We start from the raw sequence: 12061 nt of genomic DNA, 5'->3' as shown, positions 1-12061 counted from the left end.
GCGCCGGGTGGGTAATTTTCAGACAAATCGCTTTCGTCCGCCAATATCCGTTAGAGCCAGAGTCAGATCAGCATGTAATACCAGAACAGGGCGATTTCGTCTTTTTCCGGTAATGCGTTGTAGAGGAAACGATCGTATCCGCCTAACGTAAAGCCATAATGACGGTAGAACAGGCAGGCAGAAACATTCACATTCTGGGTTTCAAGCCTTAATCCAGCCGCGTTGACGCTACGCGCCCACACGTGTGCGGCCGCCATCAATTTTTGCGCCGCGCCAGCTCTGCGTTTCGTGCGCTCAACGGCAATATAGTCAACGGCGATAAATTTATTCCAGCTCATTGACGCGGTGATAAAACCGGCAATTTCTCCCTCATCTGTTTCGGCCACAAGAAATATGGCATCCGGATTAACGCAATGATTTTCAAGGGTCTGCATATCGAGCTCATACGTTTTACGATAAGGCACGGCGACAGCGTCGATATGCAAATCACAATGTATAAAAGGCTCCCGCGCAACGTGACTGACGGTGAATGAAAAGTCACAGCATTCAAGACGTGCGAGGTCGGTATTTAATCCTTTTCGAATCTGCATGGTATTCCTTGTGGCGAATATTTTTATAAATAATAGATGAAGCCATTAAAACCGCTGGCGTAACACTCTTTTGATCCTGAACTAAGCTTGTACTTCATTCCGCGTAAAATGTGGGTCATTCGAGGACAATGAATGGAATTCAGGACATTTCAAAAACACTGGGGTGCTGAGTTTATATCCAATGACGTTGTACGTTTTCGCGTCTGGGCAGAAGGACAGAAAGAACTTACGCTACGTCTGGCAGAAAACGACTTGCCAATGACGGCGGTCGGCAGCGGCTGGTTCCAGATTGACGTCCCCGGCGTCACGCACGGCACAGAATATCAGTATGTTTTGCAGGACGGCATGGCCGTACCCGATCCGGCGTCGCGCGCCCAGGCTGGGGATGTTAACGATCCCTCGGTTGTTATCGATGCCAGACGGTATCCGCCCGGCAACCGGGAGTGGGCAGGGCGTCCGTGGGAAGACACGGTCATTTACGAACTGCACATCGGCACCTTTACCCCGGAGGGCACCTTCCGGGCCGCCATTGAAAAACTGCCTTACCTGGCTGAACTTGGCATTACCCAGATTGAAGTCATGCCCGTCTCACAGTTTGGTGGATCGCGCGGCTGGGGATATGACGGGGTATTGCTGTATGCACCGCACTCTGCCTATGGCACGCCAGAAGACTTCCACGCCTTTATCGATGCTGCCCATGGGCTTGGGCTTTCTGTCGTGCTGGATATTGTGCTTAACCACTTCGGCCCGGAAGGCAATTATCTGCCTGTGCTGTCACCCGCGTTTTTCGACGCGGAACGGATGACGCCCTGGGGCAACGGGATTGCTTACGAGACTGAGCCGGTCAGGCAATACATTACCGAAGCCCCGCTGTTCTGGCTGACGGAATACCATCTTGATGGATTACGGTTTGACGCCATCGACCAGATTGAAGACGCGTCGGATAAACACATCCTGCAGGAGATTGCCGAACGCATTCGCGAGGCTATCCCCGGGCGGCAGATCCATCTCACCACCGAAGACAGCCGTAACGTTATCTTCCTGCATCCGCGTGACGCACACGGTGCGACACCGCTTTTTACCGCGGAGTGGAACGATGACTTTCACAATGCCGCGCATGTCTTTGCCACAGGCGAAACGCATGCGTACTACCAGGATTTTGCCTTTGAACCGGAGAAAAAACTCGCCCGTGCGCTGACGGAAGGTTTTGTCTATCAGGGCGAGGTTTCTCTCCAGACCGGCAAATCGCGCGGCGTGGAATGTCACACGCAGCCGCCACAGTTTTTTGTCGATTTTATTCAAAACCACGATCAAACCGGCAACCGCGCTCAGGGAGAGAGACTGATCGCCCTTGCGGGGGCCGATAAAACACGGGTGTTGCTTGCTGCACTGCTGCTTTCGCCCCATATTCCGCTGCTGTTTATGGGGGAAGAGTTTGGTGAAACCAATCCGTTTTTGTTCTTTACCGATTTTCACGGTGAGCTTGCCAAAGCCGTGCGAGAAGGGCGCGCAAAAGAGTTTACCGGCCATGCCGGGCACGGTGCGTCCGTCCCCGACCCGAATGACGTGCAGACCTTTGTTCGCTCTAAAATTGACTGGAATAAGGTCGCCACCGATGACGGTAAAACGTGGCTTCGCTTCACGCGAACGCTGCTGACGTTGCGCCATCGTCATATCGTTCCGTTACTGCGAAAGGGCGTCACGGTGGAGAGCAAAGTCATCAGAACGGCACCCGGCATGATTGCAGTGAGCTGGCGATTCCCGACCGGAACGTTGTCTCTGGCGTTCAATACCGGCAATAAGGCTGTTGATGTGCCTGCACTGGCAGGAGAAACGCTCTTTAGCTGGCCGGAGGTGAACGAGGTGTTACCGCCGAACAGTATTGTTGTTCGCTTTGCTGATGGAGAAGCATCGTTATGATCCCTTCCGCGACCTACCGTATTCAGTTCCGTAACGGCATGACGTTTGACCGTGTCGTGGAACTGGTGCCGTATATGAAAGATCTCGGCATCAGCCATCTTTACGCCTCACCTGTGTTTACCGCCACGACCGGCTCTACCCACGGCTATGACGTGACCGACCCGAATGAAATCGACCCCGCCATTGGCGGACGAGAAGGATTCGACCGTATGGCGGCCGCGCTCAGGCAGGCGGGAATGGGCTTGATACTGGATATTGTGCCTAACCACATGTCGACCTCGCTGGAGAATCACTGGTGGCGAGACGTGATTGAGCATGGCAAACAGAGCCGCTACGCACGCTATTTCGATATTGACTGGTCACGGCCGCTTACGCTGCCGTTTCTGGGCGACACCTTTGAGGCGGAGCTTGAGAAGGGTGCCATCACTGTAAAACGTGACCCTGTCACGGACAAAGCCGCGCTGGTCTACTACGACACCGCCTATCCTCTTAACCCGGGTACCTTTGTGGAGGGTAAAAGCATTGCGGCGCTGCACGAGGCCCAGAACTGGAGGCTGATGTCCTGGCGTGAAGCCCCGAAACAGCTCTCGTGGCGGCGTTTCTTCGAAATCACCGGCCTGGTGGGCGTGCGGGTTGAAGACGCGTCGGTATTTATGGATACACACCGATTGATCCTTGAACTGGTTCATTCTGGCGTCGTTGACGGTCTGCGAATTGACCATATCGACGGTCTGGCCGATCCGCTGGGCTATCTGCAGCGTCTGCGCCAGGCAACCGGACCGGCGTGTTACATCACGGTTGAAAAAATTCTCGCCAAGGGGGAACAGCTGCCCGTCGAATGGCCAGTCTCCGGCACCACGGGGTACGAGTTTATTGCCTCGCTGGCGGAAGTTCTGGTGGACGACAGCCGCCTTGACCGCCTGGAGAAAATCCATGACGACACGCTCGGGGAAACCGTTGATCGGTTTGCAGCGTTACGGGATGCCAAAGGGCTGATGACCGATCGCAATTTTGAGGGCGAATTCACTACCCTGTTAACTATCGCCACCGATCTTGCCCGACGCAATGCGGTTGAACTGCAACCCGACGAGATCCACCATGCGTTGCGCGAGCTGCTGATCGCGTTTCCGGTGTATCGGACCTACGGCACCCGTGAAGGATTAACCGCCTCTGACGTGGCGCTGCTCAATCGCGTTGTCGCAAGCGTTAACACCTCTGAAGCGGCTCTGAGCCTGATCGTATGTATTCTTACCGGCGATCTTCCTGAAAATTGCCACGACGACGCGGCACGTTTCAGAACCCGCTTCCAGCAGCTCACCGGGCCACTGATGGCGAAATCCGTGGAAGATACGCTGTTCTTTCGCCATAACCTGGAGCTGGCGCTTAACGAAGTGGGGGCAGACCCGACGCCGCGCGCCTTTTCGCTATCGCGTTTTCATCAGGAAATGCGCATCCGTCTTGCCCGCCAGCCTGACGCCTTACTCGGGACATCCACCCATGACACGAAGCGTGGTGAAGATGCCCGGGCACGCCTCTATACCCTGACGGAAGCGCCGGAACAGTGGGGCGAAAATCTGGCCCGCTGGCGGCAGATGAATCAAACCCACGTGCGTTTTCTGAGCGACGGTACTGCGCCGAACGCTGCCGATACCTGGATGATTTATCAGGCTCTGGCCGGCGTCTGGCCCGCCACGCTGTCACCTGACGATGTCGACGGGCTGAAATCACTCGAAGAGCGCTTCCTCGGCTTCCTGGAGAAAGCGCTGCGCGAAGCCAAACAACGCACAGACTGGATAGACAGCAACGAAAGCTATGAGAGCGTGGTGCTGAGCTATGCCCGGCATCTGCTTTCACCGGACAACACGCTGTTCCTGAAGGATTTCAGTGAGGCGATGCAGCCCTTTATCCGTGCAGGGCTGATGAACAGCCTCAGCCAGACGGTGATCAAACTTACCGCACCCGGGGTACCGGACATCTATCAGGGCTGCGAAGCGCTTAACTTTAGCCTTGTCGACCCGGATAACCGACGGGAACCGGATTTCCCCGCGCTGGTGCACCACCTCAGCACGGCGGATGCCGGGGTATTTGCCCGCCCGGAATGCTGGCGAGACGGAAGCGTTAAGCAATATGTCACCGCAACGTTGTTACGGCTTCGTCCGCATTATGCCGCGCTATTCCATTACGGTGACTGGCTGCCGCTGAAGGTGAGCGGCGAGCGGGCGGAGAACCTGATTGTTTATGCACGCGTGAAAGACGAGGAGGCGCTGATTGTTGCCGTGCCGCGGCTGGTCTTCGACGTGACGACCCATGAAGCACTGTGGGCCAATACCACTATTGCTATACCCGATGCGCTGGCAGGAAAACGCTACCGGGATCTGTTCACCGGTGAAAGCCGGGTTCTGCAAGAGACGCTGGATGTAACGTCTGAAACGGGATGCTTAATGGTTCTGCTTACCTGCGAATGATCGTGGAGAACAAAAAATGCCAAAGGATAATACGTTTGAAATTCGGGCCGGTCATGGCCAGCAGCAAGGCGCAAATTATGACGGGAAGGGGGTCAACTTTGCGCTGTTTTCAGCACATGCGGAGCGAGTTGAGCTCTGTCTGTTTGACCCTTCAGGAAAAACCGAAATCGCCCGGCTGGAGCTGCCGGAATATACCCATGAAGTGTGGCACGGCTATGTGCCGGATCTGAAGCCTGGCGCGCTGTACGGCTATCGTGTTTACGGCCCCTATGACCCGGAAAACGGGCATCGCTTCAACCCAAATAAACTGCTTATCGATCCGTATGCCCGTGAACTGGTGGGCGATATCGACTGGAACGACGCCCATTTCGGCTATGAGCTGGGTCATGACGATCTCGACCTCAGTTTTGATACCCGCGACAGCGCGCCGTTCACGCCAAAATGCAAGGTCATCGACCCCAATGCTTTTGACTGGCAGGATGATAACCGGCCAACCATTCCGTGGCCGAATACCGTTGTGTATGAGAGCCACGTGAAGGGCTTTACCCAGCTTAACCCGGCGATCCCGCCTGAACTGCGCGGTACGTTTGAAGGGATGGGACACAAAGCCTCGGTCGATTACATCAAAAGCCTTGGCATCACCTCGGTTGAACTGCTTCCGGTTCACTGGTTCCCGGACGATCAACACCTGCTCGACAGGGGGCTGAAAAACTTCTGGGGCTACAACACGCTCGGCTTCTTTGCACCGGCGTCACGCTATTACGGTCCGGCGGGGATCCAGGGTTTTCGCGATATGGTGCGCGCCTATCATGACGCAGGCATCGAGGTGATCCTCGATGTTGTCTATAACCACACGGCAGAAGGCAATGAGCTCGGCCCAACGCTGTCGTTTAAGGGCATCGATAACTTCAGCTATTACCGCACCTTACCCGATCAACACCGGTATTACATTAACGACACCGGCACGGGGAATACGGTGAATACCTCCCACCCGAGAGTGCTGCAGATGGTGATGGATTCGCTGCGCTACTGGGCCGAATCGATGCATATTGACGGTTTCCGTTTCGACCTCGGGACAATTCTGGGCCGTGAGCCCGAAGGCTTTGATCCGCGCGGTGGCTTTTTCGATGCCGTCACGCAGGATCCGGTGTTATCCCGTCTGAAGCTGATTGGTGAGCCCTGGGATATCGGCCCTGGCGGTTATCAGGTCGGCGGCTTCCCGCCGGGCTGGGGGGAGTGGAACGACAAATATCGCGATACCGTACGTGAGTACTGGAAGGGCGATAACGTGTCTAACGACTTCGCCGCGCGCCTGCTCGGTTCCGGTGACTTGTACGACCTGCGCGGACGCCGTCCGTGGGCCAGCATCAACTTTATCACCGCCCACGACGGCTTTACGTTGAACGACCTGGTGTCTTACAACGAAAAGCATAATGCCGACAATGGTGAAGACAATAACGACGGGCACAACGATAACCGGTCGTATAACTACGGAGAGGAAGGGCCGACAGAGAATCCGGATATTATCGCTACCCGGGAGCGGCAGAAGCGTAATTTCCTCACCACGCTGTTGTTCTCTCATGGCACGCCAATGCTGCTGGCCGGGGATGAGTTTGGCCGTACGCAAAAGGGCAACAATAACGGGTATTGCCAGGACAGCGAGATCTCCTGGATCGACTGGAAGGGATTATCGGAAAACGACACCGCCCTGCGCGACTTTACCCGCCATCTGATTGCCCTTCGCGCGAAACAGCCGTTGCTGCGGCGTGAAAGCTGGCGCGACGGGCTTGAGATCCGCTGGTTTAACGCCGGCGGCGGCCCGCAGCAGGATGAGCAGTGGGATGAAGGTTCAACCCTCGGCGTATCCATCAGCAGACCGGACCTCAGACAGGAGCCGGGCCTCTGGCACGATGTGCTGATGCTGTTTAACCCGTTTGAAGGCACCGTGCCGTTCCAGATCCCCCAGTTTGGCGAAGGAGGCTGGGTACTGGAACTCTCCACGGCGGATGACGTTGTCCCCGGGACGGTCATCACCAAAGCCGTGGAATACCATCTGGCCGGACGAAGTATTTCGCTTTTCAGACGCCCTTAACTACAGTGATGCCGCCGCCCGCGCGGCGGTGTCATACAGGGAAGATATGGTCCGGAGCAGCTGCGCGGTGTCACCTATAGACGCTCCGGAAATCCCGCTCTCCGCATGGATATTGATCAGGCACGCTTCCCGCACGTCGCGGTATTTCATGCATAGCGCTTTCCCTTCCTCCGTCGTTGAGAAATAGAGCTCTTTTCCGGCTTTTTCACTCGTCACGTAGCCCGCCTTGACCAGCTTCTTCAGTGCATACGTCACCACATGGGTATCTTCCACGTTCAGGACAAAACAGATGTCGGCCAGCTTTTTCTTGCGGTCGCGGTGGTTCACGTGATGCAGAAGCGAGACATCAAAAGCGCCCATATCTGGCTCACCGGCGGCGGTCATGCAGCGCACCATCCATTTGTTAAACGCGTTGCTGGTCATGATCAACGCGTACTCCAGCTCTGATAATTCCGCGCAACGTTCCGATACCAGATGGCGAGAGGACACGATACGGCCATCGGTTATATCGTCGTGATTTGATGATCCAGCACTCTTCTTTGCAGTCATAACGTTCCTTACGGGGGGGTGACGTTGGCCCGGAAATGTAAACTCATCGATAAAATAAGAACATTTTATTGATAAATTGTTTACATGTTTTTGTGGTTCAGATATAGCTTTTTAGTGCAGGTTCTGCGGAGCCTGACGCAAAACACAACATCGCGCGCCGCACTGCATCCCGCTTCGCCATGATGCGAAGTATTAAAAAAATAGCCGCCGGCGCGCAACGCTCACTTTGGATAGGGTAAACGTTTATGGACGGTTCGACACTGTTGCCGCTCATCGGTATACCGGTGGTGGTTATTGGTTTTGCTCTGCGTTTCAACCCGCTACTGGTGGTTGTGGTGGCGGGGCTGGCTACCGGACTGCTGGTTGGCATGGATTTTGGGATGTTGCTGGAGACCTTTGGCGAGAAGTTCGTCAACAGTCGTTCCCTGGCAACCTTTATTCTGATCCTGCCGGTTATTGGCCTGCTGGAATATTACGGGTTGAAAGAGCGGGCGCAGGCGTGGGTGGCAAAGATTGCCAGCGCCACCTCGGCACGTATTCTGATGCTCTATTTTGTGGCGCGTGAAGGGACGGCCGCGCTGGGATTGATGTCGCTGGGTGGGCATGCTCAGACCGTTCGTCCGCTGCTGGCACCGATGGCCGAAGGCGCAGCGCTCAATGAGTATGGCGAACTGCCGCAACATATCCGGGACAAGATCAAAGCGCATGCCGCGGCGTGCGACAACATCGCGGTTTTCTTTGGCGAAGATATTTTTATCGCGTTTGGCGCGGTGCTGCTGATCGACGCTTTCCTGAAAGAGAATGGGATACAGGGCATTGAACCGTTGCATATCGGTCTGTGGGCCATTCCGACCGCCATCGCGGCATTGATTATTCATATGACGCGCCTGTTGCGTCTGGATGCCAGCATCCGTCGTGACGTTATGTCCTGGCGCGCTGAGCAGGGTACACAGGAGATCGCGCCATGATGACCCTGATCACCATTAACCGCGTGTATTACCTGATCGGCTTTGTCGTGATGCTGCTGGTCGTGATGACCCTGCGCGATCGCGCGAATCCTAAACGTTTTACCACCGCGCTGTTCTGGTTCCTGTTCGGCGGGATCTTCCTGTTTGGCGACCTGATGGTGCAGGAGCTGGGTAAATCCCTTGCTTATCGAATTATCGGCGGCTGCGTCATTGTGATTGCACTGCTGGCGGGCTTTGGTCTGGTCGGCAAAGGGCATTATAAAATGGCTACCGATGCCGAGCGCGAAGCCTCGTCAACGCGGCTGAAAAACTGGCTGTTCCTGCCTGCGCTGATGATCCCGGTGGTTACGGTGATCGGGACATTATTCCTGAAAGGGGTGTCGATAGGGGGCGTATTCCTTCTTGACCAGAAACAGCTCACGCTGGCGGCACTGTGCGTCGCCTGTGTGGCGGCGATCCTGACCGGCTGGTGGCTGACAAAAGGCACGCCATTACAGGCTATTCGCCAGTCCCGGCGCCTGGTCGACACCATTGGCTGGGCGGTGATTTTGCCACAGATGCTGGCCATGCTGGGTGGGGTGTTTGTGGTGGCGAACACCGGCGAGTCAGTCCAGAAGGTCGTTAGCCTGTTTGTGAACCCCGATAGCCGGTTCATGCTGGTGGTGATTTACTGCGTGGGCATGGCGCTTTTCACCATGATCATGGGCAACGCCTTCGCGGCATTCCCGGTGCTCAGCGCCGGTATCGCTTTGCCGTTCCTGATTAACGTTCACCATGGTAACCCGGCACCGCTGCTGGCGATTGGCATGTACGCGGGCTATTGCGGCACGTTGATGACGCCGATGGCGGCCAACTTTAATATCGTCCCGGCCGCGCTGCTGGAGCTTAAAGATAAGTACCAGGTGATCAAGATCCAGATCCCAACGGCGTTAACCCTGCTGGTGGTCAACGTGTTCTTAATGTATTTCCTCGTTTTTCGCTAAGCGCGGCAACGATCTAAGGAGCTGATATGGAATTAACGCAACACCAGGCCGACGCGTTTGCCCGCATGCCTTTGACCTATTTACGCCAGGAATATCCGAACCACATTATGCACCTGCTTAATGATGACGGTGATGTCCTGCCACCTCGCGAACTGCACCCCATTTTTTATGGCTGCTTCGACTGGCACTCGGCGGTGCACGGCTACTGGCTGCTGCTGCGCTGCGTGCGGCTTTACCCTGAACTGTCGTGCCGGGATGAAATTGTCGCCCTGTTTGATGAACACATCACGCAGGAGAAGGTGGCGAAAGAGCTGGCCTATTTCAAGGCACCGTTTCGCGCCTCGTTCGAGCGCCCTTATGGCTACGGCTGGCTTCTGGCGCTGGCACAGGAGCTGAAGCAATCCGCGTTACCTCAGGCCGCCAGCTGGTATCAGACACTGCAGCCGTTAACGCAGGACATTCGCGACAGGCTGGTGGATTACCTCAGCAAGCTCACCTATCCGATCCGTGTCGGTACGCATTACAACACCGCTTTTGCCCTGGCGCTGGGGATTGATTACGCCCGTGAAGTGCAGGATAACGCCCTTGAACAGGCTATTCTGACGGCGGCGACGCGCTTTTATCTGGCTGACACGCATTACCCGGCCCACTATGAACCGGGTGGTGATGAGTATATTTCCGGCGCGCTGACGGAAGCGCTGTTGATGAGTAAGGTGGCGGAGCATTTCCCGGCGTGGTTTGACGCCTTTCTTCCTGATGTGGGGTCTGTTTCGGCCCTGATGCACCCGGCAGAAGTGAGCGATCGTACCGACCCGAAAATTGCCCATCTGGATGGGTTAAACCTCAGCCGCGCCTGGTGCATGAAGCATATTGCCCGCGCGTTGCCGGATAACCATCCGGGACAACAGGCGCTGCGCGAGGCAGTCAACCGACATCTGGCGGCAAGCGTCGAGCATGTGGTGGGAAGCCACTACAGCGGTGGACACTGGCTGGCGAGTTTTGCGCTGCTGGCGCTGGAGTAAATCACAGGTGCAGCGCGTAGTGCGCTGCACCGTGTTTATGCCGTAGCCTGACGCGTGGCGCGCAGCCGGCTCACGCTAAACATGACAGAAACCGCCGAAGCAATGACCGCAATCCACAGTGAATAATGAACGGCCCGATCGTCAAAGGCCGGCTGATTCTGCGTTGTGGCCAGCAGAACGCCGACCACGGCAGCCCCCAGGCATTGTCCAAACGTCCGCACGATAGCCAGTACGCCGGATGCGTAGCTGGCATACTCCCGCACCACGTTAGAGAGCATTTCCCGGTTATTGGGACTCTGGAAACAGCCAAAACCGATCCCGCACACCAGGCTTCGCAGGCAGATATTCCAAGCGGAAGGGCTGGCGGGCAGTGTCGCGAGCAGGATCAACCCCACCACAAACACGATAAGCCCAAGGGTAGATATCAGCGGGGCTGAAATTGTGTCTGCCCAGCGGCCCGCATGCGGCGCGATCAGTACGATGCCTATCGGCCAGGGCGTGAACAGCAGCGCGGAGACCACCGGACTGTAGCCGTACACGCTCTGAAACAGGAACGGCAGGGCGATAAAGGTGATGCCCTGGCTCACAAACGAGGCCAGCGACGTGAGCGCGGCGAGCGTAAAGCGTCCGTTGTGGAAAATAACGGGAGGCAGTATGGGGCTTCGGGCGCGGCGAATATGCCAGACAAAGGTGATGGCGCTAATCGTGGCGAGCAACGCCCAGCTGATGGCCTCGTGGCTGATGTGGTGCGAAGCATGCTGGAAACTGTTGGCCGTCATGATCATCGCCCCCAACAGGACCGCGGAGAGCAGTGCCCCCGGGGCATCGAACGGAGAAGGATCTGAAGCCGGTTGTCGTGGTAAGGCCTTCCAGGCCAACAGCAGGGCAATCGTTCCGGGAACAAGGTTAATGGCGAATAACCACTGCCAGCGCAGTACGTCCAGGATCGTCCCGCCCAGTACGGGTGCAATGGCCGTGCTGGAGGCGATCAGCAGGGCGTGCAGTCCCAGAATGCGGCCAAGCAGTCGACCGGGAAAGACGGCGCGCAGTATCGCCGGGGCAATACTCAGTGTGGCCGCCCCGCCAATCCCCTGCAAAATCCGCATCCCGATCAGCATGTCCGGGGTGCGGGCCAGCGCGCAGCCGAGCGAGGTGAGTGTAAAGACGGCAAGTCCGGTCAGAAACACCGGGCGGTAGCCAACGCGGGCCGCCAGGGCAGCGAAGATGGCCAGAGTCATGGCCGCGGACAACAGATACCCATTGGCGAACCAGACGGCCACATTCGCGGGCACCTGCATCGCGCTTGCCATCGAAGGCAAGGCGATGTTGATCATGGTGCCATCAAAAACGCCCATCAGCGTGGTGGTCATTACCGCGGCGATCACCCGGGCGCGTTCATGGCCGGGCAATCCTTCGTCGCCGGGCTGGTTTGAAAATAGCGTCATCGTCGTAACTCCGGAAAGAATGTTGAT

Annotated in this window: 9 protein-coding genes; 6 read left to right on the top strand and 3 right to left on the bottom strand. The window is 56.5% G+C overall.

Annotated features, from left to right (window positions below; genetic code table 11):
- Positions 1-62: 62 nt before the first annotated feature.
- Entirely contained in the window at positions 63-590 is a 528-nt protein-coding gene (locus HV242_RS11060; RefSeq protein ID WP_020884118.1) for a GNAT family N-acetyltransferase, read from the bottom strand.
- Between the two features lie 132 nt (positions 591-722).
- Here HV242_RS11060 and treZ point away from each other — a divergent pair, with 132 nt between their 5' ends.
- Genes treZ through glgX form a run of 3 tightly spaced genes read left to right on the top strand, consistent with a single transcriptional unit; the run spans position 723 to position 7067 of the window.
- Positions 723-2510: a malto-oligosyltrehalose trehalohydrolase gene (gene treZ / locus HV242_RS11055; RefSeq protein ID WP_050736809.1), complete on the top strand. Its 1788-nt coding sequence runs from the start codon at positions 723-725 to the stop codon at positions 2508-2510.
- On the top strand, positions 2507-4975 hold the full coding sequence (gene treY / locus HV242_RS11050) for a malto-oligosyltrehalose synthase (RefSeq protein WP_050736808.1): 2469 nt from the start codon (positions 2507-2509) through the stop codon (positions 4973-4975). The genes treZ and treY overlap by 4 nt, the downstream gene beginning before the upstream one ends.
- 16 nt (positions 4976-4991) lie before the next feature.
- Entirely contained in the window at positions 4992-7067 is a 2076-nt protein-coding gene (glgX, locus tag HV242_RS11045) for a glycogen debranching protein GlgX (RefSeq protein WP_032680984.1), read from the top strand.
- Here glgX and HV242_RS11040 read toward each other — a convergent pair whose 3' ends face one another.
- Positions 7068-7616 carry a winged helix DNA-binding protein gene (locus HV242_RS11040; protein ID WP_014170092.1) on the bottom strand — a complete coding sequence of 183 codons (549 nt, stop codon included), beginning with the start codon at positions 7614-7616 and terminating at the stop codon, positions 7068-7070.
- 245 nt (positions 7617-7861) lie between these two features.
- On the opposite strand from HV242_RS11040, the gene HV242_RS11035 reads away from it, so the two are divergent.
- From HV242_RS11035 to HV242_RS11025, 3 genes are read left to right on the top strand one after another with little or no spacing between them, the layout of a single operon-like run.
- Positions 7862-8584, top strand: a complete 723-nt coding sequence (locus HV242_RS11035; RefSeq protein ID WP_014170091.1) for a DUF969 domain-containing protein — start codon at positions 7862-7864, stop codon at positions 8582-8584.
- Positions 8581-9567 carry a DUF979 domain-containing protein gene (locus HV242_RS11030; protein ID WP_014170090.1) on the top strand — a complete coding sequence of 329 codons (987 nt, stop codon included), beginning with the start codon at positions 8581-8583 and terminating at the stop codon, positions 9565-9567. Before HV242_RS11035 ends, HV242_RS11030 begins: the two co-directional genes overlap by 4 nt.
- 26 nt (positions 9568-9593) lie before the next feature.
- The gene (locus HV242_RS11025) at positions 9594-10589 is read left to right on the top strand and encodes a DUF2891 domain-containing protein (protein ID WP_050736807.1); all 996 of its coding nucleotides are present in this window, start codon (positions 9594-9596) and stop codon (positions 10587-10589) included.
- A 35-nt stretch (positions 10590-10624) separates the two neighbouring features.
- Here HV242_RS11025 and HV242_RS11020 read toward each other — a convergent pair whose 3' ends face one another.
- Positions 10625-12034: an MFS transporter gene (locus tag HV242_RS11020; RefSeq protein ID WP_050736806.1), complete on the bottom strand. Its 1410-nt coding sequence runs from the start codon at positions 12032-12034 to the stop codon at positions 10625-10627.
- Between the last annotated feature and the right edge of the window lie 27 nt (positions 12035-12061).

Source organism: Enterobacter sp. RHBSTW-00593, from assembly GCF_013784105.1.
GTDB lineage: Bacteria > Pseudomonadota > Gammaproteobacteria > Enterobacterales > Enterobacteriaceae > Enterobacter > Enterobacter ludwigii.
Note: the sequence above shows the minus strand (reverse complement) of the source record. Positions and strands in the feature narration are given on the sequence as shown.

Excerpts from the sequence above, each read along its gene's own strand:
- treZ (WP_050736809.1), top strand. The coding sequence starts at position 723 with ATGGAATTCAGGACATTTCAAAAACACTGGGGTGCTGAGTTTATATCC.
- HV242_RS11025 (WP_050736807.1), top strand. The coding sequence starts at position 9,594 with ATGGAATTAACGCAACACCAGGCCGACGCGTTTGCCCGCATGCCTTTG.
- HV242_RS11020 (WP_050736806.1), bottom strand. The coding sequence starts at position 12,034 with ATGACGCTATTTTCAAACCAGCCCGGCGACGAAGGATTGCCCGGCCAT.
- HV242_RS11060 (WP_020884118.1), bottom strand. The coding sequence starts at position 590 with ATGCAGATTCGAAAAGGATTAAATACCGACCTCGCACGTCTTGAATGC.
- HV242_RS11035 (WP_014170091.1), top strand. The coding sequence starts at position 7,862 with ATGGACGGTTCGACACTGTTGCCGCTCATCGGTATACCGGTGGTGGTT.
- treY (WP_050736808.1), top strand. The coding sequence starts at position 2,507 with ATGATCCCTTCCGCGACCTACCGTATTCAGTTCCGTAACGGCATGACG.
- HV242_RS11040 (WP_014170092.1), bottom strand. The coding sequence starts at position 7,616 with ATGACTGCAAAGAAGAGTGCTGGATCATCAAATCACGACGATATAACC.
- glgX (WP_032680984.1), top strand. The coding sequence starts at position 4,992 with ATGCCAAAGGATAATACGTTTGAAATTCGGGCCGGTCATGGCCAGCAG.
- HV242_RS11030 (WP_014170090.1), top strand. The coding sequence starts at position 8,581 with ATGATGACCCTGATCACCATTAACCGCGTGTATTACCTGATCGGCTTT.